This is a genomic window from Uliginosibacterium aquaticum (genome assembly GCF_012972705.2).
In the GTDB taxonomy this organism is placed as follows: Bacteria; Pseudomonadota; Gammaproteobacteria; order Burkholderiales; family Rhodocyclaceae; genus Uliginosibacterium; species Uliginosibacterium aquaticum.
In genome coordinates, this window is sequence record NZ_JABCSC020000001.1 from 655,823 (window position 1) to 676,242 (window position 20,420).

Below are 20,420 nucleotides of genomic sequence, written 5' to 3' on the forward strand. Positions count from 1 at the left end.
CCACGGAGAAAACAATGAGCCAACTCATCGAAGTGAAAGTGCCGGACATCGGCGACTTCAAGGATGTTCCCGTCATCGAGGTGTCGGTCAAGGTCGGCGACACGGTCAAGATTGATGACCCCTTGCTGACCCTTGAATCCGACAAGGCCACTATGGAAGTGCCGTCCTCGGCTGCCGGTGTGGTCAAGGAAGTGCGCGTCAAGGTGGGCGAACGTGTCGGCGAAGGCGCCGTCGTTGTCGTGCTGGAGGCAGCGGGCGCTGCTGCTGCGCCGGCGGCTGCACCAGCGCCGGTTGCTGCTGCGCCCGTGCCAGCTGCGGCTCCGGTAGTGGCTGCCCCGGCCGCGACCGGCCGCATCGAACTGAAGGTGCCGGACATCGGCGACTTCAAGGATGTGCCGGTGATCGAGCTGTTCATCAAGGTCGGAGACACGATCGCTGTGGACGCCCCGGTCGCCACGCTGGAGTCTGACAAGGCCACCATGGAAGTGCCGAGCTCGGCTGCCGGTGTGGTCAAGGAAGTGCTGGTCAAGGTGGGCGAGCGCGTCGCTGAAGGTGCCGTGCTGGCCATTTTGGAAGGCGCTGCTGCGACGGCCGTGCCTGCCGCCGCTCCGGCTCCGTCCGCCGCGCCCGCAGCGGCGCCGGCTGCGGCGCCTGCAGCAACACAGGTTGCGGCGGCTGTTCCGGTGGCTGCTGCAGCCGCGACGGCATCTGCTGGTATGTCCCATGCCAGTCCCGGCGTGCGTCGTTTTGCGCGCGAGCTGGGCGTTGATATCACCAAGGTTGCTGCAACCGGCCCAAAGGGGCGCATCCTCAAGGATGACATCCAGAACTTCGTCAAGGGCGTGATCGCTCAGGTCGCCTCTGGTGCGGTGAGCGCAGCGCCCGCCGCAGGGTCTGGTGTGGGTGGTCTCAATCTGCTTGCCTGGCCGAAGGTCGACTTCAGCAAGTTCGGCGGAATCGAAACCCAGCCGCTGTCCCGCATCAAGAAGATTTCCGGTGCCAACCTGCATCGCAATTGGGTGGTCATCCCGCACGTCACCAACCATGACGACGCGGACATCACCGAGCTGGAAGCCTTCCGCGTGCAGATGAACAAGGAGCTGGAGAAGTCCGGCACCAAGCTCACCATGCTGGCCTTCATGATTAAGGCGGCCGTGGCTGCACTGAAGAAATTCCCCGAGTTCAATGCTTCGCTCGATGGCGACAACCTGGTGCTGAAGAAATACTTCCACATTGGTTTCGCCGCCGACACCCCTAATGGCCTAGTGGTCCCGGTTATCAAGGATGCCGACAAGAAGGGCGTGATCGAGATCGCCAAGGAAATGGGCGATCTGGCCAAGCTCGCACGGGATGGCAAGCTCAAGCCGGATCAGATGCAGGGCGGTTGTTTCTCCATCAGCTCGCTGGGCGGCATTGGCGGTGTGTACTTCACGCCGATCATCAATGCGCCGGAAGTGGCCATCATGGGTGTATGCAAGTCGCAGATCCGCCCGGTGTGGGACGGCAAGCAGTTCGCGCCGCGTCTGATGCTGCCGCTGTCCTTGTCCTGGGATCACCGCGTGATCGACGGCGCCGCCGCCGCTCGCTTCAATGCCTACTTCGCCGGCGTGCTGCAAGACTTCCGCCGTGTGCTGCTCTGAGGCGAGGACTGAACGATGAGCCAATTGATTGAAGTGAAAGTCCCCGATATCGGGGATTTCAAGGACATTCCCATCATCGAGCTGTTCGTCAAGCCGGGTGATACCGTTAGCGCTGAAGACAGCCTTGCTACGCTGGAGTCCGACAAGGCCACGCTTGACGTGCCCTCGCCGGCTGCCGGTGTGGTGAAGTCGGTTTCGGTGAAGGTCGGTGACCGCGTGTCTGAAGGCAGCGTGCTGCTGATGCTGGACGCGATCTCCGGCGGCGCAGCGGCTGACGCGCCCAAGCCCGCTGCAGCTGCGCCCGCTCCGGCGGCGGCCTCTGCGGCTCCGGTGGCGGCTGGCAGTTTTGCCGGCAAGGCGGACATCGAGTGTGAAATGCTGGTGCTCGGCGCCGGCCCCGGCGGCTACTCGGCAGCCTTCCGCTCGGCGGATCTGGGCATGCAGACCGTGTTGGTCGAGCGTTACGCAACCCTGGGCGGTGTGTGCCTGAACGTCGGGTGCATCCCGTCCAAGGCCTTGCTGCACGTTGCTTCGGTACTCGAAGAGGCCTCCCACTTTTCGGATGTGGGCGTATCCTTCGGCGAGACCAAGGTCGACCTGAACCGTCTGCGTGCGCATAAGGAAAAGGTCATCGGCAAGCTGACCGGTGGCCTCTCCGGCATGGCCAAGGCCCGCAAGGTCGAGGTCGTGCGCGGTTATGGCAATTTCATTGACGCCAATCACGTTGAAGTGAGCGTGACGGCCGGCGAAGGCCAGGACGCGACGGGTGAGAAGAAGGTCATCAAGTTCCAGAAATGCATCATCGCTGCCGGCTCTTCGGTAGTGAAGCTGCCTTTCATCCCTGAAGATCCGCGCATCGTCGATTCCACTGGCGCACTCGAGCTGCGCTCGGTGCCCAAGCGCATGCTGGTCATCGGTGGCGGCATCATCGGTCTGGAAATGGCCACGGTCTATTCGGCTCTCGGTGCGCGCATCGATGTCGTTGAAATGGGCGATGGCCTGATGCCGGGTGCTGACCGCGATCTCGTGAAGGTGTGGGAGAAGCAGAACCTGCATCGCTTCGACAAGATCATGCTCAAGACCCGCACCGTGGGCGTAACCTGCCGCCCGGATGGTGTGCTGGTCAAGTTTGATGGCGATCAGGCTCCGGCCGACGAGCAGAAGTACGACATGGTGCTGGTCGCGGTGGGCCGCAGCCCGAACGGCAAGAAGATCTCGGCCGAGAAGGCTGGCGTGCTCGTTACCGATCGTGGCTTCATCCAGGTCGACAAGCAGCAGCGCACCAATGTGTCGCATATCTTCGCGATTGGCGACATCGTCGGTCAGCCGATGCTGGCCCACAAGGGCGTGCATGAGGCACATGTGGCGGCGGAAGTGGCTTCAGGTCTGAAGTCCTATTTTGATGCTTCAGTGATTCCGGGCGTGGCCTACACCGAGCCGGAAGTGGCCTGGGTGGGGGTGACGGAAATCGAAGCCAAGGCCACCGGCCGCAAGATCGGCGTGGGCAAGTTCCCGTGGGCCGCTTCGGGCCGCGCGATTGCCAACGGCTGCGACTACGGTTTCACCAAGCTGATTTTCGATGAGGAAACCCATCGCATCATTGGTGGTGGCATCGTTGGCCCGAATGCTGGTGACATGATTGGTGAGATCACCTTGGCGATCGAAATGGGTTGCGATCCGGTGGATATCGGCAAAACCATCCACCCGCACCCGACGCTGGGCGAATCGATCGGCATGGCCGCAGAAGTTTTTGAGGGCGCATGTACCGATCTACCTCCGCAGAAAAAGAAGTGAGCACTTTCACGGTGCAGTGACAAGAGGGCTGTCTTCGGACGGCCCTTTTTTTTGCCCGCACGGACAGCCTGCGTGTTCGAAGGGGTAGGCGTTTCGGAGCGGTAATACTGAAGTCTTAATATTTCGCGGAACCCGGCGGGAGACAAAAGGCGCGCTTCTTGCTGAACAGGATTCGTTTGCCGGCAGCGGATGGGCCGCTCGCCCCTATCTTCAGGAGAGATAAATGACCAACGTAGTGATCGTGGCAGCGGTGCGTACGGCCGTAGGCAAATTCGGTGGCTCTCTGGCCAAGGTGCCGGCGGCTGAACTCGGTGCGACGGTGATTCGCGGCTTGTTGGCAAAGACGGGCGTGAAGGCGGAGCAGATCAGCGAGGTGATTCTTGGTCAGGTACTGACAGCTGGTCTGGGACAGAATCCGGCGCGTCAATCCGTGATTCGCGCTGGTTTGCCGGAAACCGTGCCTGCAATGACCATCAACAAGGTTTGCGGCTCGGGCCTAAAGGCAGTCATGCTTGCAGCGCAAGCCATCCAGTGTGGCGATGCCGAGATCGTGATCGCCGGGGGACAGGAAAACATGTCGGCCAGTCCGCATGTGCTCAATGGTTCGCGCGATGGCTTCCGCATGGGCGATGCCAAGCTGGTCGACACCATGATCAACGATGGTCTGTGGGATGCCTATAACAACTATCACATGGGGATCACAGCCGAGAATCTGGCCAAGAAATACGAGATCAGCCGCGAGGCTCAGGACGCCTTCTCCAATGCCTCGCAGAATAAGGCTGAGGCAGCTCAGAAAGCAGGCCGATTCAAGGACGAAATCGTGCCGGTCGTGATCAGTTCAAAGAAGGGTGACGTCGTGGTGGATAGCGACGAATTCATCAAGTCTGGCTGCACGGTGGATCAGCTGGCTGCACTCAAGCCTGCATTTGACAAGGCTGGCACGGTGACCGCAGGTAATGCTTCAGGCATTAACGATGGCGCTGCAGCGGTGATGGTGATGAGCGAGGCGAAAGCTAAGGAACTGGGTTTGCCGGTGCTGGCGAAGATCAAGTCGTTCGCTTCGGCGGCTGTAGATCCGGCCATCATGGGTATCGGCCCGGCACCGGCTTCGCGCCTGGCTCTGCAGAAGGCTGGCTGGACGCATGAGGAGCTGGAGCTGATAGAGGGCAATGAGGCATTTGCAGCGCAGGCGCTGTCGGTGAACAAGGAGCTGGGCTGGGATGTTTCTAAAGTAAACGTTAACGGAGGGGCGATTGCCATCGGTCATCCGATCGGCGCTTCGGGCTGTCGCATCCTGGTGACGCTGCTGCATGAAATGCAGCGGCGTAACGCCAAGAAGGGTTTGGCGACCTTGTGCATCGGCGGTGGCATGGGGGTGGCGCTGACGGTTGAGCGCTGAACACTTCTTCGCAAAGAGAAGCGGGCTACTGGCCCGCTTTTTTTTGCGCTGTGGCCGATTCAGTTCTGCCGCTTTAGTCCGCCGAGCAGTGCTCCAAGCCCCTGGCTGAGCAAGTCGTTGGCGCCTGCCGTACTCCCATTGGGCGTGAGCTGGTCGATCAGCTGCGGCAGCATGCTGGCGAGACCTCCTGCCAGCTGGTTTGTGTTCAATCCGGTATTGCCGGCCAGTTGCTCGAGGGTATCTGCCCCCAGTGCATTGCTGATCTGCTCGCTGGCGACTGGCAGACTCTGGCCAGTACTCACCCACGAGTCGGCCTGCGTGCCGAGCCCGCCAGACTGGAGTTTGGCCAACAAACCTTCGATGCCTCCCTGACTCTGGATCAGTTGGGTCGCAATGTCTAAAAGTGGATTGCTGCCTTGCTTGGCGTCGCTCAGAGAGCCGACTACCTGGCCGGCGAGTTGATCAAGAAGTCCCATGTTCTCTCCGTTGTGGATTCTGGTTTCGGGGCGCGTCAACTACAATGCGCGGAACTTGAATAGGTGCAGGTGACTCCATGACCCAAGATGAATTGAAGAAGGCTGTAGCGCTTGCTGCCCTTGAGTACGTGCCAGAAGGCGAGGTGATTGGCGTGGGTACCGGCTCGACGGCGAACTTCTTTATTGATGGTCTTGCCGGCATGCGCGCGCGCATCACGGGGGCGGTGGCAAGCTCCGAGGCCAGTGCTGCACGCCTTGCGGCGCATGGCATTCCGCTCTTCGATCTGAATGAGGTCGAGAGTCTGTCCGTCTATGTCGACGGTGCAGACGAGATCGATGCTTCTTTTGCCATGATCAAGGGTGGCGGCGCAGCGCTGACGCGCGAAAAGATCGTGGCGGCCGTCGCAAAGAAATTCGTGTGCATTGCCGATGCGTCCAAGAAGGTTCCGGTGCTGGGCAAGTTTCCCCTGCCTGTCGAAGTCATTCCGCTGGCGCGGGCTCAGGTGACGCGTGCGCTGGCCGCACTGGGCGGGCGGCCGGTCTGGCGCGAAGGCGTCATTACCGACAACGGGAATGTCATCATCGATGTGCATGGTCTGGCGATCGAACAGCCCGTGGAATTCGAAGCACGGATCAATCAGATCGTGGGAGTCGTGACCAATGGCCTTTTTGCGCAGCGCCCAGCAGACGTGCTGCTGCTGGGCACGCCGCAAGGCGTCGAGACTTTTTCGCGCTGAAACATTACTGTCATCAAAGCGCGGGACAATCGATAGTTGATCCGCGCAGCAAAGGGCTGACATGACTGAACATACCGTTAAGCAATACGACGAAGAACTCGATGGCATCCGCACCCGGGTCCTCCAGATGGGGGGCTATGTGGAGCAGCAAGTGGTGCAGGCCATGGAATGCCTGATCGAAGGGGATCTGGGCTTGGCCGACCGCGTGATCGAAAATGACCAGCGCGTGAACGTCCAGCAGGTCGAACTCGACGAAGCCTGTACCCAAATCATTGCGCGCCGCCAGCCGGCCGCCAACGATCTGCGTACGATCATGACCGTGTCACGCGCGGTGACGGATCTGGAGCGCGTCGGTGATGAAGCCAAGAAAATTGCCAAGGTGGCGCGCACGCTGATGCAGTCCGATCTGGGAGGACCGCCGCGCGTGCAGATGAAACATCTGGGCCAACTGGCCGTGCAGCAACTGCGCAAGGCGCTGGATGGTCTGGCTCGTCTGGATCTGGATGCTTCGGCTGAAGTGGTGAAGGATGACCACGAACTGGACGCCGAATTCAAGGCAGTGATGCGCCAGCTGATCACTTACATGATGGAAGACCCGCGCACCATTTCGCGCGGCATTGACGTGGTGTTTGCCGCCAAGGCACTGGAGCGCATCGGTGACCATGCCAAGAATATTGCCGAGCACACCATCTTCCTGGTGCATGGGCGCGATGTGCGCCACATCGGGGTGAGTGAAGTGCTCAAGGAAGTGGGTTATCGCCCGAGCGTTTGACGCGATGCCTGTAAACGAGAAGGGGCTGCCGCGGCAGCCCCTTTTTTTCTGGTCACTGACTCAGGCTAGCCGGCGGTATTCGACGATATCGAAGGCGTACTGATTCTGTTCGCTAGCGGCAAAGTGCTCGCGAGAGGTTTCGCGGAACAGGGCGGAGTCGAAGTCCGGGAAGTGCGCATCTCCCTCGATGGCCGCATCAATCTCGGTAATCCACAAAACATCGGCGAGGTCGAGTGCTGCCGCGTAGATCTGTGCGCCACCGATGACGAAAATCCGCTCGGCTCGGCCGCAGGCCGCAATTGCGGCATCCAGGGACGAGACTACGGTGGCGCCCTCCGCCGCGTACTGCGTCTGGCGGCTGATCACGACATGCTGTCTGCCGGGCAGGATGCGGGGGAGTGACTCCCAGGTCTTGCGCCCCATGATGATCGGGCAGCCCAATGTGCGCTGTTTGAATTGCTGCAGATCGTCGCGCAGGCGCCAGGGCAGGGTGTTGTCACGCCCGATCACGCCATTGCGGGCGCGGGCCACAATCACGGCTATTTCTGGCCGGAGCATCAGACGGACACCTTGGCGGCAATGTGCGGATGCGGGTCGTAGCCTTCGATCGTGAAGTCTTCGAAGCGGAAGGCAAACAGGTCTTTCACTTCCGGGTTCAGCAGCAGCCGTGGCAAGGCGCGCGGCTCGCGCGCGAGCTGCAGATGGGCTTGTTCGAGATGATTAGAGTAAATGTGGGCGTCACCGAGGGTGTGCACGAAGTCGCCCACCGTGTAGCCGCAGACCTGCGCAATCATGTGGGTGAGGAGCGCATAGCTGGCGATGTTGAAGGGAACGCCAAGGAAAATGTCGGCGCTGCGCTGGTAGAGCTGGCAGGAGAGTTTGCCGTTCGCCACGTAGAACTGAAACAGGGCATGGCAAGGCGGCAGGGCCATCTTGTCGACCTCCCCTGGATTCCAGGCGCAGACGAGGTGGCGGCGCGAGTCCGGATTCTTCTTGAGGCCTTCGACGAGCTGGCTGATCTGATCCACCGTGCGTCCGTCGGCCGTCTCCCAGCGGCGCCATTGCTTGCCATAGACTGGGCCGAGCTCACCGGTTTCGTCTGCCCACTCATTCCAGATCGAAACCCCGTTTTCCTTCAGGTAGCGGATGTTGGTGTCGCCCTGCAGAAACCACAGCAGCTCATGGATGATCGAGCGCAGATGGAGCTTCTTGGTGGTGACCATCGGGAAACCGTCGGCCAGATTGAAACGCATCTGCCAGCCGAACACCGAGCGGGTGCCGGTGCCGGTGCGGTCGGTTTTTTCGTGGCCGTGCTCAAGCACGTGGCGCATCAGGTCGAGGTATTGGCGCATGGGTCAGACTCGTGTGGGCGAGGCGAGATTCTAGCCCGGCACTGGCGCCTTGCGCGGCGCACCCGTCTGTCGAAGCTCAATTGGTTTTTTTGTTGATTTCATTAAAATTTGAGATAAGTAACAAAATCACAGGGAAGCCGTTTGATGCGTGCCCAGCAGGTTCAGTTTCATCCGCTATCTGAAAAGCACGCTCTGGAGCAGGTTGTGCGGGAGCTTTCGCGGCATGAGCCAGCAGACGCCATTGGCGCGGCCGGGCCATGGATCGATTCGCTGGTGGGGAGTCCGGATCTGGGCCCCAACGAGTGTGCCCGTCTGCTTTTTGCCCTGGATGAAGCCAGTCAGGCGGCAGCCCGCAGTTGTGTGGAGCTTTATCTAGCCGCGAGGCATAAGTCGGCAAGCGAACGCAAGCGCTTGTGGGCGCTGACGCATGGTTTCTGGTCGATGGTGCTGGAGGCGTATGCGGATCTGCTGATCATGCATGCCGCCGAGCGAGAGCCTTCGGCCCGCAGTTTTCTGGCCCAGTTGGCGGTGCGGGCGATTCGTGCCGGGGCGCAGCGCGCCAAGTGGGATGCTTTTCGGCATGGTCCGATCGATGACGTGGTGTGGGCGCGGTTGAACCTGGCCTATCGCGTGGCGGCGCGCAGCGGCGTTGAGCGTGAGTCGGTGCGCCTGCGCGCAGATCGTGATGCGACGACCAGCGTCGAGCGCGAATATTTGCGTGCAGTGGCTTTACACAGTCTGGGGCCGGATCAGCTGGATGCTGATCGGCTGGAGCTGGCCTCGCGCCTGGTGCATTACGTGTCGCCGCGTCTGGAGCTGAGCAGTCGCCCGGGTACCACCACTCTGTACTGGGTGGATCTCGGCCACACCCTGCCGCCCGCACGCATGATGCAGGTGCCGCAACAGGTTGTGCAGGGCCTGTTCTTCAGTGGTGCCAGCGCCACTCTAGCCTTGCATGAGCTGCTTGAACTGGTGTCCGCCGGCAATGTACCCGCAGGATTGTTGTTGCAGCATGATGCCGGCAATACCGCCGGGCTCAGCAGTGTGCTCTCGCACATGATTCGGGTGTGGTCCAACGATGCGCCGCTGCGTCGCCACCGTCGCCACCCAGTGCCTGGCCGTCTGCTGGTCGCCACGGGGCTGCAGGAGTTTTCGCTGCGCTTGGGTAGCGAAGAGCATGGCGGTCTGCTGCGGGACTGGAGCATGCGTGATGCAAGCACGCATGGTGTGGGGGCTGAGGCGCCCGAAGGGGATATCGACGAAGTTCAGTTGGGCATGTTGCTGGGTATGCATTCCTCTGACGGCAACCGCTGGCGCGTGGGAACCGTGCGGCGCCTGTGGCGTGCTGCCAAGGGTTGCAATCAGGTGGGGATCGAGTTGCTGGGGGACGAGCCAGTCGGGGCTGTGGCCGATGATGGCGCCCAGCGCGTGAAGATCATTCTGCTTGATCCGCTGCGGCGCGGCCTGCCGGTGCGGGTGATCCTGCCGCTGTCGGCGCGCAGCGAGCGGCCGCTGTATGTACTGGGGCAGAACAGGACCGTGAAACTGCTGCCCTTGCCCGAGCGCGAATATGGGCTGGACCATGAGATTCGCAGCTATCTTTTTGCGGTCTGATAGCCCCATACGCACCCGTATTTTTTTTGTTTTTGCAAGTGACTGATTTCAAACAAAACTTGCTGAGCCGTCGTGTGGGCCTGATCGGTTACAATGCACAACCTTTCTGATTCAGCTTACCTTCCGTGAAGACTACCTTTCTCGACTTTGAGCAGCCGATCGCCGATCTTGAATCCAAGATCGAGGAACTTCGTTTCGTTCAGGACGACTCCGCCGTCGATATCTCCGAGGAAATCTCGCGCCTTGAGGCCAAGCGTCAGGGGCTGACCAAGGACATCTACGCCAAGCTCACGCCCTGGCAGATCGCTCAGGTGGCGCGCCATCCGCAGCGCCCCTATACCTTCGATTATGTTGAACACATGTTCACGGATTTCGAAGAGTTGCATGGCGATCGCGCGTTTGCCGATGACAAGGCTATCGTGGGTGGCCTGGCTCGCTTCAACGGCCAGAGCTGCATGGTGATCGGCCACCAGAAGGGGCGCGACACCAAGGAAAAAATCATCCGTAACTTCGGTATGCCGCGTCCTGAGGGGTACCGCAAGGCCTTGCGCATGATGAAGCTGGCAGAGAAGTTCGGCATCCCGGTGTTCACTTTTGTGGATACCCCGGGCGCCTACCCGGGCATTGATGCCGAAGAGCGTGGCCAGTCCGAAGCGATCGGTCACAACCTATACGCCATGGCTGAGCTACGCGTGCCCATCATTACCACCATCATTGGCGAAGGTGGCTCCGGTGGCGCACTCGCGATCGCAGTGGCCGATCAGGTGCACATGCTGCAGTTCTCTACCTATTCGGTGATTTCGCCGGAAGGTTGTGCGTCGATTCTCTGGAAGAGCGCCGACAAGGCTCCGGAGGCGGCCGAAATCATGGGGATCACGGCGTCGCGCCTGAAGTCTCTCGGCCTGATCGACAAGGTGGTCAATGAGCCGGTGGGTGGCGCTCATCGTGATCACCGCGCCATGGCGGTCAGCCTCAAGCGTGCGTTGCAGGACACGCTGCGCACGCTGACCGAGCTGTCGCCGCAGGAGCTGACCGAGCGGCGTTTCGAACGCCTGATTTCCTACGGCAAGTTCAAGGAGCTTGCCGCCTGAGGGGCAAGGAAACTGAGTGCGGGCTGATCTCGAAACCCTGGTGTCCGGCGTACCCAAGTGCATTTCCGCCCCTATCTTCGATCTCGGCCCCCTCGCTTCTTCACCGCTTCAAAAGCTCGGCTTGAAGCAAGTCAAATAGCGCTGCTTGAGTTGGCCGCTTGCGGCGCTCCGGCGTGCCTTGGGTGATGCACAGCGCCGTTGTCGGGGTTTGCTGCAGCCTGCGGCTACAATTTGCCCATGCCCAGCCCTGATCTCGCGTCTCGCCTGCTACCTGTCTTGCGTGCCTGCGCCGGTGCGCGTTTGTGTGTGGCGTATAGCGGCGGCCTTGATTCCACTGTTTTGTTGCATCTGCTGGCCCGTCTCGCTCCTGAGGCGGGCTTTGTGCTTTCTGCGCTGCATGTTCATCACGGTCTGAGCCTTCGGGCCGATGACTGGGTGAAGCATTGCGAGGCAGAGTGTGATGCCTTGGGTTTGCCCTTGCGCGTCGAGCGCGTTGTGGTAACTCTTGATGCGGGGCGGGGGCTTGAGGCCGCGGCGCGCGAGGTGCGGCATGCGGCATTTGCCAGTGTGGAGGCTGACTGGGTGGTGCTCGCTCATCATGCGGACGATCAGGCGGAAACCCTCTTGCACCGGCTTGTGCGTGGGGCTGGGGTGGCGGGGGCGGCGGGCATGCGCGAGCGTGATCCAGCGCGACGCTTGTGGCGCCCCCTGCTGGCCGAGCCGCGCGCCGTGCTGCTCGAGTGGGCGCAGGTTGAGGGTTTGCGCTGGATTGAGGACGATAGCAATGCGGATAGCCGCTTCATGCGCAACTACCTGCGTCATTCTGTGCTGCCTGCGCTGAAGGCGCGTCAGCCGGCCGTAGAGCGCTCGTTGGCGCGGGCGGCGGCGCATTTCGCGGAAGCTGAAGATCTGCTGTGTGAGCTGGCGGTACTGGATGCTGGTGTCGTGAAGCTTGGGCTGCCTGGCTCGCGCTCAGGCTTGCGTGCGTTGAGTCCGGCGCGAGGGCGCAATCTGCTGCGTTACTGGCTACGCGAGAGGGGGGGGCAGGCGCCGGATGCGGCGCGTCTGGTGTCGGGGCTGCGGGCCTTGCGCAGCGAGGCGCCGGTACGCGAGTGTTTCGGCGACCTGGCCTTGTGTGCCTATCGCGAGCGGATCTGGACCGAACCTGCACGCTTGATGTTTCCTGCGCCGCAGCCATGGGCGGGGGAGGCAGAAATGCCCTGGGCTGAGGGGGGGGTGCGCTTTCTGCCGATATCTGGGGCGGGTTTGCGTCTTGATCCGGGCAGTCAGTCCTTACTGCTGCGGAGCCGGTGCGGTGGTGAGCGTCTGCGTCTGGCAGAGAATCGTCCGACGCGCAGTTTCAAGGTTCTGTGTCAGGAGGCTGATCTGCCGGTCTGGTGGCGTGAGACTCTGCCCCTGTTGTGCTGCGGGGATCAAGTGTTGTGGATCGGTGGGGTAGGGGCGGCAGCAGGCTGTAGCGCTTTGCCGGGAGAAGTGGGCTGGCGCATCGAGTGGCGGGGGCCGGACGGGCTCTGGCGGGGCTGATCAGGCGTCCTTGTCCTCGGTGCCGATGGGCAGGTAGAGGTAGAACAGGGTGCCGCCTTCGGTTGCCGCTTCAAACCACAGACGACCATTGTGCTGCTCGGCAATCGAGCGGCAGATCTTGAGGCCCATGCCCATGCCTTCGGGCTTGGTGGTGAAGAAGGAGTCGAACAGGCGATCAGCGATCTCGGCCGGGATGCCGCTGCCTTGATCCTGCACCACCAGCCGCACGCCTTCGCCGCTACTTTCGCTGCGTACGCGCAGCAGGCGCTCTGCTTCCGGGGTGCCACGCATGGCGTCCATGCCGTTGCGCAGTAGGTTCACCATGACCTGCTCGACCATTACGCGGTCGCCAATGATTTGGGGTAGGTCCATGGCCAGTTCGACCTGCAGGCGAACCTTGCGGCGCAGGGTTTCGGCTTCGAGCAGGCCGGTGGCTTCGAGCACGGCCGCATTCACGTCCATGCGGTCACGGCGCGATTCGGAGCGGCGCACGAAACCGTAGATGCGGTGGATGATCTTGCCGGCGCGCTGAGCCTGGTGATTGATCTTGCCGAGTACGTCGGTGAATTGCTTCTCGTCGTAGCGGCCGGCTTTCAGTGCATTCAGGCAGCCAGCACTGTAGCTGGCAATGGCCGAGAGCGGCTGGTTTAGTTCGTGAGCCAGGGTGGAGGCCATTTCTCCCATGGTGACGAGGCGGGCTGTAGCCTCCAGTTGTTCCTGCTGATCGCGGGCCAGGGCTTCGGCGCGCTTGCGCTCCGTGATGTCCAGCACTGAGCCCATCCAGCCGCTGTGGTGGCCGTCGGCGTCGATCAGGGCGGCTTCATACAGAAGCACATCGAGCACATGGCCGTCGCGATGCTGGAAACGCAGCTCCCGCGCACGCGCGGGTTCTTCGGCGATGCTGGCGGGCAGGGGCTCGCTGCTGTCTTCAAACCAGAAGGGCATCGGCGCATTCAGTCCGACGAGCTCGTCTTCGTTCCAGCCCACCATGCGGCAGAAGGCGCTGTTGACGTAGCTGATGCGTCCAGAGAGGTCCCGGGCGCGCAGGCCGACCAGGGTGGATTTCTCCATGGCGAGGCGGAAGGCATGTTCCGCACGCAGGGCGGCTTCCGTGTCCTGCAGGCGCAGCACCCGGGTGCGCAGCATCCACAAGCTCCAGATCAGCACGACCGTAAAGGCCAGCAGCACCGCGACCACGATGGAAGGCATCACGCGGGTGGTGTCGCGGTAGCTCTCCACGCGGATACCCAGGCCGCCCATGCGGTCGAAGCTCACGCCGAAGGAGATGTTGTTGGCCGCGCTGGCTTGGGTCGAACTGGCCAGCTCGTCGCTGCCGTCATCGGTGAACGAGATCCGGTAGCGCTCGGCAAACCACCATGGGACGTGTTTTTCGAGCACGCGGGAGAGCGAAAAAATACCTACGGCGTAGCCATTGAAGTCGTTGGCGCCAAATATCGGCAGAACGACTTCCACTGCCCAGGAACCGTCCTTGAGTCGGAAGGGGTGGTCGTAGGTTGGTCGGTTTAGGGTGCGGGCGCGTACCACGGTGAGGTTGTGTTCTTCGCTGACCTGCACCGGCGCGGCGCTGGCGGGCAGGGTGCTGAGCATCTCGCCATCGGAGTTGAGCCAGAGAATCGCGCTGAGGCCCGCGTCCCCCTGCAGGAGTTCGCGAACTTTGTCCTGCGCGGCTTCGGTGTGCAGTTCGCCGCCGGTACCGAACTGGTTGCCGATCTGACCCAGTTCATCCACCGTGCTTTCGAAGTGGTAGCGCAGGTTCTGCTCCATCCACAGGCTGTCGCTGACCAGCGCGGCGCGGCGCTCCTCGCGCTCCTGGGCGAGGCCGAGCCACAGGAAGAGTGAAATCACTGCAACCAGCGCGGCGATGGCCAGGATGGGGAGGCGCCAGAACCAGGTGCCGGTGCGCGGGATTGGAGGTGTAGAAGGGGGCAGGGTGGGGCTGGTCATGCGCCAATCTTAGCCCGGGCGAGGCTTGATTTGGCAGTCTGGCTGCCGGGGTGGGGCGTCTGCTGATAAAATGAGCGGTTTTGACAACAATAACTTACCAACAGCCCATTAACAGGAGAGAAGTAAATGGCTATCGAACGTACCCTGTCCATCATCAAGCCGGATGCCGTCGCCAAGAACGTGATCGGCAAGATCTACCAGCGCTTTGAAGATGCTGGCCTGAAAATCATTGCTGCCAGGCTGGTGCAACTTTCCGAGCTCGAAGCCGGTCAGTTCTATGCCGTGCACAAGGAGCGCCCCTTCTTCAAGGATCTGGTGAAGTTCATGATCTCCGGGCCGGTGATGATCCAGGTGCTCGAGGGCGAAGGCGCCATCGCCAAGAATCGCGAACTGATGGGCGCGACCGATCCTAAGAAGGCTGATGCCGGCACCATCCGCGCCGATTTCGCTGATTCGATCGACGCCAATGCAGTGCATGGCTCCGATGCCGCCGAAACTGCCGCTGTGGAAGTTGCTTTCTTCTTCCCCGGCATGAATGTGTATAGCCGTTAAGTAGTTCCCGCCCGGCGCAACCCGCGCCGGGCACTGATGTGAAGACTCATGCAGAACCTCCTCGACCTTGATGCCGATGCCCTGATAGCCTGGTTCGCCGAACGCGGCGAGAAGCCATTTCGCGCCCGGCAGATCCTGCGCTGGATCCACCGTTTCGGGGAGACCGACTTTGATGCCATGACGGATGTGGCCAAGAGCCTGCGTGCATTGCTCAAGGAAACTGCCTGCATCCAGCCGCCGGTGCCGATCCGTGACAATCTGTCGACCGATGGCACACGCAAGTGGCTGATGGATGTTGGCAATGGCAATGCGGTCGAGACCGTGTTCATTCCGGAAGCTACCCGCGGCACCCTGTGCGTGTCCTCGCAGGCGGGTTGCGCGCTTGACTGCGCTTTCTGCTCCACGGGAAAACAGGGCTTCAATCGCAACCTGAGTGCGGCCGAAATCATCGGCCAGCTGTGGCTGGCCAACCGCCTGCTGGGTGCCGAGCCCAATGGTGAGCGCATCATCAGCAATGTGGTGATGATGGGTATGGGTGAGCCGCTGGCGAATTTCGACAACGTGGTGTCAGCGCTCAAGCTGATGCTGGACGATCATGCTTATGGCCTGTCACGCCGCCGCGTGACGGTATCCACCTCCGGCATCGTGCCGGCCATGGACCGCCTGCGCGAGGAGTGCCCGGTGGCGCTGGCCGTGTCGCTGCACGCACCCAACGACGCCTTGCGCGACAAGCTGGTGCCGATCAACCAGAAGTATCCCCTGAAGGACTTGCTGGCCGCGTGCAACCGTTATCTGGACAAGGCGCCGCGCGATTTCATCACCTTTGAGTACATCATGCTTGAAGGCGTGAATGACGGTGACGAGCACATCCGCCAGTTGATCGATATCGCACGGGAGGTGCCGTGCAAGTACAACCTGATACCCTTCAACCCTTTCCCGGACTCCGGCTTTCATCGCTCGTCGGGTCCAGTAGTCCGTCGTTTCTCGCAACTGCTCAATGAAGCCGGTATTGTCACGACCACGCGCAAGACGCGCGGGGATGACGTCGATGCCGCTTGTGGCCAGCTGGCCGGGCAGGTCAAGGACAAGACGCGCCGGACCCAGAAACGTGTAGTACCCATCCAAGAGGTGCGTTGATGCTCAAGTCTGTACGCTGTTCCGTTTTACTGCTGGCCTTGTTTGGCCTGCTCTCTGGTTGTGTGGCAGGCTTGCCCATCGGTGGCGGTGCTGAGTCCGACCGTCCATCTGCCGAGCAACCGGCCACGACTGCAGCGCGACGTTCTGCCAAGTTGCACGTCGAGTTGGGGCAGGCTTATCTGCAGAGCGGGCGCAACGGTGTTGCGCTGGACGAGGCGCGTGCCGCGATCGCTTCAGACTCCGCCTATGCACCAGGCTATCTGCTGCAAGGCATGGTGTATGCCGCTCAGGAGCAGTATGCACAGGCCATCCCTGGCTTCGAGCAGGCTTCCCGCCTGGCGCCGGGGGATCCCGAGATCGCCAACGCCTATGGCTGGTTCCTCTGCTCGCAGGGGCGTGAGTCTGAAGGTTTGCCGCGTATCGAGCAGGCTGCGCGCAACCCGTACTACACCACGCCGACGCGCGCCTGGACCAATGCTGGCCTGTGCCTGCTCCGCCAGAAAAACACTCCGGCGGCGGAGGAGCGCTTCCTGCGGGCCGTTCAGGCTGACACGACCAATCTGCAGGCTTATTACTACCTGGCGGATATCGCCTATCGTTCCAACCGCGACCTGCGTGCCAAGGAGTGGATGGATCAGATTCTGAAGCAGATGAAGAACAGCAACGTCGAGATCCTGTGGCTCGCCGTCCGCATTGAGAACCGTCTGGGCAACCGCAGCACTGTCGCCGATCTGGGCTCGCGGATGCGCAAGGAGTTTCCGGGCTCCAACGAATATCAGTACTTTCTGCAGGGGAAGTTCGAGTGAGTGAACAAATTCAGGAGGCGGCGCAGACCGCAGCAGAGAACCTCTGGGCCCAGTTGCGTGCGGCGCGTGAAGCGCGCGGGCTGTCCCTGGGGCAGGTTTCCGATCAACTCAAGCTGACGGTGCGTCAGCTTGAGGCGATCGAGCGTGGTGATCTCAGCGCCTTGCCGGGCAGCACCTTTGCTCGTGGTTTTGTGCGTAACTACGCACGGTTTCTGGGCCTGGATGCAGATGTCTTCCTGCGTGCCGGTGAGAGCAGCGAGGCGCCGGCTGTGGCCGAGCTGCCCGAGCAGATGATCACTCCCAGCCTGGGGCGCATGCCGTCACCGGGCAATCCGCGCTACTCGGCGTTGCCGATTGCGGCGTTGGTGCTGGTGCTGGCTGTGGTGCTCGGCGCAGGCTGGCATTATGGCTGGCTCGAGGCGCGCGAGGAAACGGCGCTGCTCAAAGCGTCGCAGGAAGAGGTTTCCGTGCCCGTGGTTGAAGCATCGCCCGCCGCCAGCGAGCCGTTGGCTGAGAGCAGTGTGCCCGCCCCGCAGCTCGAGGCGAGTGCGCCGGCGAGCGTAGTGGCAGCCGTCGTGTCGGTGGTGCAGAGTGCGCCCCAGCCTGTGATGCCGGCCGCTCAGTCAATACCGCTGGCTACGCCGTCAGCTGTGCAGAGCGTTCCCGTGCGCGTGACCCAGTCCGCACCTGCGGCGATTGCTCCGGCGGCGTCTGGGCCAGCCGTTGGCGGCCTGCCGCGCATGACGCTGAGCTTCGAGGGTGACTCCTGGGTTGAAGTGCGTGATGCCAGCGGGCAGATCGTTTTCTCCCGTCTTAATCAGGCAGGTGGTCTCCAGGAGGTGCAGGGGCAGGCGCCCTTCGATCTGGTCATTGGCAATGCTGGCAAGGTGAAGCTCTCCTGGAAGGGCCGGCCGGTCGATCTGGCTCCGCTGATTCGTGGCGATGTGGCCCGTGTGAAACTGCAGTAAGAATCTTCTGATGTCGCAAAACTCCACTTCAGCCGGCGCTCTGGGCCGGCACCCGACCCGTCTGGTTCGCATTGGCCGTGTGCAGGTCGGCTCGCAGGTACCGATTGTGGTGCAATCGATGACCAACACCGATACTGCGGATCATGTTGCGACGGCGATCCAGATTGCCCAGCTGGCGCGCGCAGGCTCGGAGCTGGTTCGGATCACCGTGAATAACGACGAGTCAGCCAAGGCTGTGCCGAAGATCGTCGAGCAGCTGGCGAAGATGAATGTGGAGGTGCCGATCATCGGTGACTTCCACTACAACGGCCACAAGCTGCTGACGGACAATCCGGCCTGTGCCGAATTGCTAGCCAAGTACCGTATCAATCCCGGCAATGTGGGACAGGGGCAGAAGCGTGATGCGCAATTTGCGCAGATCGTAGAACTCGCCTGCAAGTACGACAAGCCGGTGCGTATCGGTGTGAACTGGGGCAGCCTCGATCAGGCTGTGCTGGCGCGCATGATGGATGCCAACGCGCAGCGAGCGGAGCCTTGGGATGTCGGTGCGGTAATGCGTGAGGCGCTGATCGTTTCCGCGCTTGAGTCCGCCCAGGCCGCCGAGGATGTGGGCATGGCAGGCGACCGCATCATCCTGTCCTGCAAGGTTTCCAGCGTTCAGGACCTGATTGCTACTTACCGTGAGTTGGCGCGTCGCTGTGATTACCCGCTGCATCTGGGGCTCACTGAAGCCGGCATGGGCAGCAAGGGTATCGTGGCCTCCACGGCTGCGCTGGGCGTGCTGTTGCAGGAAGGCATTGGCGATACCATCCGGGTGTCATTGACCCCCGAGCCGGGCGGTGCCCGCACCCAGGAAGTCATCGTGGCGCAGGAAATCCTGCAGAGCATGGGCTTGCGTGCCTTTACGCCGATGGTGACCGCCTGTCCGGGTTGTGGTCGCACTACCAGTACTTTCTTCCAGGAGCTCGCGCAGAGCGTGCAAAGTTATGTACGTGAGCAGATGCCAGTGTGGCGCGACCAGTATGATGGGGTTGAAAATCTGACCCTTGCGGTGATGGGCTGCGTGGTCAATGGCCCCGGCGAAAGCAAGCACGCCAATATCGGTATTTCCCTGCCAGGCACCGGCGAGACGCCGGCCGCTCCGGTTTTCATCGATGGCCAGAAGGCCATGACCCTGCGTGGCGACAATATCGCCCATGAGTTCCGCGCCATCCTCGATGAGTATGTCGCCACCAAGTATCCGAAAAAGATCCAGTAAATGAGTACCAAACTGCAAGGCGTGCGCGGCATGAATGACCTGCTCCCCGAAGAGGCGGAGCGTTGGGAAGCGTTCGAGGAGATTGTGCGTGACTGGCTGCGGAGCTATGGCTATCGGCCGATCCGCACTCCGATCGTGGAGTACACCAAGCTGTTCTCGCGCGGCGTTGGCGAGCACACCGACATCGTCGAGAAGGAGATGTACTCCTTTGAGGATCGTCTCAACGGCGAACACCTCACCCTGCGCCCGGAAGGCACAGCCTCCTGTGTGCGCTCGGTGATCGAGCACAACCTGATTTTCCAGAATCCGCAGCGCCTCTATTACAGTGGCCCGATGTTCCGTCACGAGCGTCCGCAGAAAGGTCGCTATCGTCAGTTTCATCAGGTCGGTGTGGAAGCCCTAGGTTTTGCCGGCCCGGACGTGGATGCCGAGCACATCGTGATGTGTCGTCGCCTGTGGGATGACCTCGGGTTGGACGATGTCGAACTGCAGCTCAATTCTCTGGGGGATGCGGCCGAGCGTGCCACACACCGCACTGAGCTGATCGCCTATCTGGAGAAGTATCAGGACCAGCTGGATGAAGATGGCAAGCGTCGCCTCTACGCCAATCCGTTGCGTGTGCTGGACACCAAGAATCCGGCGCTGCAGGAGATCGTCGAAGCCGCGCCCAAACTCATCGAGTATCTTGGTGAAGCATCCCTCAAGCATTTCGAAGCCGTGCAAGCCTTGCTGCGCGAGGCTGCCGTGCCCTACCGGATCAATCCGCGAATGGTGCGAGGGCTGGACTATTACAACCGCACCGTGTTCGAATGGACGACCACTCGCCTTGGCGCTCAGGCTACTTTCTGTGCCGGCGGTCGTTACGACGGTCTGATCGAGCAACTCGGCGGCAAGCCGGCTCCGGCCTGTGGTTTCGCGATGGGCATGGAGCGTGTGATGTTGCTGTGGCAGGAAGGCCTGGATGCCGGCCCGCTGGTGAGCCCCGATGTATACGTGGTGCATCAAGGAGAGCAGGCTGCGCCCTTCGCTTTCCGCAGTGCCGAGCTGCTGCGTAGCGCCGGCTTTGCGGTGGTGTTTCACTGCGGTGGCGGCAGCTTCAAATCACAGATGAAGAAGGCCGACGGTTCCGGTGCGGCGTATGCCGTGATCGTGGGTGACGATGAAGCAGCAGCCGGGCAGGTGGCGCTCAAGCCTCTGCGTGGAGAGGGTGAGCAGCAGGCGGTAACGCCCGAAGCGCTCGTTGAATTGCTGGCAGACCGCCTTTACGGCGAGTGAGCCGGGCACGGACAGAATCAATCAAGAGACGGAAGACGG

18 protein-coding genes are annotated in these 20,420 nt (G+C 61.7%); 14 read left to right on the forward strand and 4 right to left on the reverse strand.

Annotated elements, in window-relative coordinates:
- Positions 1-14: 14 nt before the first annotated feature.
- From aceF to HJ583_RS03030, 3 genes are all read left to right on the forward strand, one after another.
- Positions 15-1,640: a dihydrolipoyllysine-residue acetyltransferase gene (aceF, locus tag HJ583_RS03020; RefSeq protein WP_170020364.1), complete on the forward strand. Its 1,626-nt coding sequence runs from the start codon at positions 15-17 to the stop codon at positions 1,638-1,640.
- A 15-nt stretch (positions 1,641-1,655) separates the two neighbouring features.
- Positions 1,656-3,434 (forward strand): dihydrolipoyl dehydrogenase, encoded by a 1,779-nt coding sequence (lpdA, locus tag HJ583_RS03025; protein WP_170020366.1) that lies wholly within the window; start codon positions 1,656-1,658, stop codon positions 3,432-3,434.
- Between the two features lie 223 nt (positions 3,435-3,657).
- Positions 3,658-4,833: an acetyl-CoA C-acetyltransferase gene (locus tag HJ583_RS03030; RefSeq protein ID WP_170020368.1), complete on the forward strand. Its 1,176-nt coding sequence runs from the start codon at positions 3,658-3,660 to the stop codon at positions 4,831-4,833.
- A gap of 59 nt (positions 4,834-4,892) precedes the next feature.
- On the opposite strand, the gene HJ583_RS03035 is transcribed toward HJ583_RS03030, so the two are convergent.
- Positions 4,893-5,309, reverse strand: coding sequence for a YidB family protein (locus tag HJ583_RS03035; protein ID WP_170020370.1), 417 nt, complete (start codon positions 5,307-5,309; stop codon positions 4,893-4,895).
- Between the two features lie 77 nt (positions 5,310-5,386).
- On the opposite strand from HJ583_RS03035, the gene rpiA reads away from it, so the two are divergent.
- Together rpiA and phoU are read left to right on the forward strand one after the other, a co-directional pair.
- Positions 5,387-6,046 carry a ribose-5-phosphate isomerase RpiA gene (rpiA, locus tag HJ583_RS03040; RefSeq protein WP_170020372.1) on the forward strand — a complete coding sequence of 220 codons (660 nt, stop codon included), beginning with the start codon at positions 5,387-5,389 and terminating at the stop codon, positions 6,044-6,046.
- Between the two features lie 61 nt (positions 6,047-6,107).
- Positions 6,108-6,818 (forward strand): phosphate signaling complex protein PhoU, encoded by a 711-nt coding sequence (phoU, locus tag HJ583_RS03045; protein ID WP_101941591.1) that lies wholly within the window; start codon positions 6,108-6,110, stop codon positions 6,816-6,818.
- 60 nt (positions 6,819-6,878) lie between these two features.
- Here the strand turns inward: phoU and HJ583_RS03050 are convergent, their stop codons facing one another.
- Entirely contained in the window at positions 6,879-7,376 is a 498-nt protein-coding gene (locus HJ583_RS03050; protein ID WP_170020374.1) for a dihydrofolate reductase, read from the reverse strand.
- Positions 7,376-8,170 (reverse strand): thymidylate synthase, encoded by a 795-nt coding sequence (locus tag HJ583_RS03055; protein ID WP_170020376.1) that lies wholly within the window; start codon positions 8,168-8,170, stop codon positions 7,376-7,378. Before HJ583_RS03055 ends, HJ583_RS03050 begins: the two co-directional genes overlap by 1 nt.
- Before the next feature lie 144 nt (positions 8,171-8,314).
- On the opposite strand from HJ583_RS03055, the gene HJ583_RS03060 reads away from it, so the two are divergent.
- From HJ583_RS03060 to tilS, 3 genes are all read left to right on the forward strand, one after another.
- Positions 8,315-9,784 carry a hypothetical protein gene (locus HJ583_RS03060; protein ID WP_170020378.1) on the forward strand — a complete coding sequence of 490 codons (1,470 nt, stop codon included), beginning with the start codon at positions 8,315-8,317 and terminating at the stop codon, positions 9,782-9,784.
- Positions 9,785-9,909: 125 nt separating this feature from the next.
- Entirely contained in the window at positions 9,910-10,875 is a 966-nt protein-coding gene (locus HJ583_RS03065; RefSeq protein ID WP_170020380.1) for an acetyl-CoA carboxylase carboxyltransferase subunit alpha, read from the forward strand.
- Positions 10,876-11,112: 237 nt separating this feature from the next.
- Positions 11,113-12,420, forward strand: a complete 1,308-nt coding sequence (gene tilS / locus HJ583_RS03070; RefSeq protein ID WP_170020382.1) for a tRNA lysidine(34) synthetase TilS — start codon at positions 11,113-11,115, stop codon at positions 12,418-12,420.
- Here tilS and HJ583_RS03075 read toward each other — a convergent pair whose 3' ends face one another.
- Positions 12,421-14,385: a sensor histidine kinase gene (locus HJ583_RS03075; protein ID WP_170020384.1), complete on the reverse strand. Its 1,965-nt coding sequence runs from the start codon at positions 14,383-14,385 to the stop codon at positions 12,421-12,423.
- Positions 14,386-14,511: 126 nt separating this feature from the next.
- Here HJ583_RS03075 and ndk point away from each other — a divergent pair, with 126 nt between their 5' ends.
- The 6 genes from ndk to hisS are packed head-to-tail and all read left to right on the forward strand — an operon-like array spanning position 14,512 to position 20,381.
- Entirely contained in the window at positions 14,512-14,937 is a 426-nt protein-coding gene (gene ndk / locus HJ583_RS03080; RefSeq protein WP_170020386.1) for a nucleoside-diphosphate kinase, read from the forward strand.
- A 48-nt stretch (positions 14,938-14,985) separates the two neighbouring features.
- The gene (rlmN, locus tag HJ583_RS03085; RefSeq protein ID WP_170020388.1) at positions 14,986-16,074 is read left to right on the forward strand and encodes a 23S rRNA (adenine(2503)-C(2))-methyltransferase RlmN; all 1,089 of its coding nucleotides are present in this window, start codon (positions 14,986-14,988) and stop codon (positions 16,072-16,074) included.
- Positions 16,074-16,880 (forward strand): type IV pilus biogenesis/stability protein PilW, encoded by an 807-nt coding sequence (gene pilW / locus HJ583_RS03090; RefSeq protein WP_170020390.1) that lies wholly within the window; start codon positions 16,074-16,076, stop codon positions 16,878-16,880. The genes rlmN and pilW overlap by 1 nt, the downstream gene beginning before the upstream one ends.
- Positions 16,877-17,848: a RodZ domain-containing protein gene (locus tag HJ583_RS03095; protein ID WP_170020392.1), complete on the forward strand. Its 972-nt coding sequence runs from the start codon at positions 16,877-16,879 to the stop codon at positions 17,846-17,848. Before pilW ends, HJ583_RS03095 begins: the two co-directional genes overlap by 4 nt.
- A 10-nt stretch (positions 17,849-17,858) precedes the next feature.
- Entirely contained in the window at positions 17,859-19,106 is a 1,248-nt protein-coding gene (ispG, locus tag HJ583_RS03100) for a flavodoxin-dependent (E)-4-hydroxy-3-methylbut-2-enyl-diphosphate synthase (protein ID WP_170020394.1), read from the forward strand.
- The gene (hisS, locus tag HJ583_RS03105; protein ID WP_170020397.1) at positions 19,107-20,381 is read left to right on the forward strand and encodes a histidine--tRNA ligase; all 1,275 of its coding nucleotides are present in this window, start codon (positions 19,107-19,109) and stop codon (positions 20,379-20,381) included.
- Positions 20,382-20,420: the final 39 nt, after the last annotated feature.

What these genes read in the sequence shown, in the direction of transcription:
- HJ583_RS03060 (WP_170020378.1), top strand. Translation starts at nt 8,315, where the DNA reads ATGCGTGCCCAGCAGGTTCAGTTTCATCCGCTATCTGAAAAGCACGCT.
- tilS (WP_170020382.1), top strand. Translation starts at nt 11,113, where the DNA reads ATGCCCAGCCCTGATCTCGCGTCTCGCCTGCTACCTGTCTTGCGTGCC.
- HJ583_RS03055 (WP_170020376.1), bottom strand. Translation starts at nt 8,170, where the DNA reads ATGCGCCAATACCTCGACCTGATGCGCCACGTGCTTGAGCACGGCCAC.
- phoU (WP_101941591.1), top strand. Translation starts at nt 6,108, where the DNA reads ATGACTGAACATACCGTTAAGCAATACGACGAAGAACTCGATGGCATC.
- hisS (WP_170020397.1), top strand. Translation starts at nt 19,107, where the DNA reads ATGAGTACCAAACTGCAAGGCGTGCGCGGCATGAATGACCTGCTCCCC.
- HJ583_RS03035 (WP_170020370.1), bottom strand. Translation starts at nt 5,309, where the DNA reads ATGGGACTTCTTGATCAACTCGCCGGCCAGGTAGTCGGCTCTCTGAGC.
- HJ583_RS03075 (WP_170020384.1), bottom strand. Translation starts at nt 14,385, where the DNA reads ATGACCAGCCCCACCCTGCCCCCTTCTACACCTCCAATCCCGCGCACC.
- ispG (WP_170020394.1), top strand. Translation starts at nt 17,859, where the DNA reads ATGTCGCAAAACTCCACTTCAGCCGGCGCTCTGGGCCGGCACCCGACC.
- aceF (WP_170020364.1), top strand. Translation starts at nt 15, where the DNA reads ATGAGCCAACTCATCGAAGTGAAAGTGCCGGACATCGGCGACTTCAAG.
- rpiA (WP_170020372.1), top strand. Translation starts at nt 5,387, where the DNA reads ATGACCCAAGATGAATTGAAGAAGGCTGTAGCGCTTGCTGCCCTTGAG.
- HJ583_RS03050 (WP_170020374.1), bottom strand. Translation starts at nt 7,376, where the DNA reads ATGCTCCGGCCAGAAATAGCCGTGATTGTGGCCCGCGCCCGCAATGGC.
- ndk (WP_170020386.1), top strand. Translation starts at nt 14,512, where the DNA reads ATGGCTATCGAACGTACCCTGTCCATCATCAAGCCGGATGCCGTCGCC.
- rlmN (WP_170020388.1), top strand. Translation starts at nt 14,986, where the DNA reads ATGCAGAACCTCCTCGACCTTGATGCCGATGCCCTGATAGCCTGGTTC.
- pilW (WP_170020390.1), top strand. Translation starts at nt 16,074, where the DNA reads ATGCTCAAGTCTGTACGCTGTTCCGTTTTACTGCTGGCCTTGTTTGGC.
- lpdA (WP_170020366.1), top strand. Translation starts at nt 1,656, where the DNA reads ATGAGCCAATTGATTGAAGTGAAAGTCCCCGATATCGGGGATTTCAAG.
- HJ583_RS03030 (WP_170020368.1), top strand. Translation starts at nt 3,658, where the DNA reads ATGACCAACGTAGTGATCGTGGCAGCGGTGCGTACGGCCGTAGGCAAA.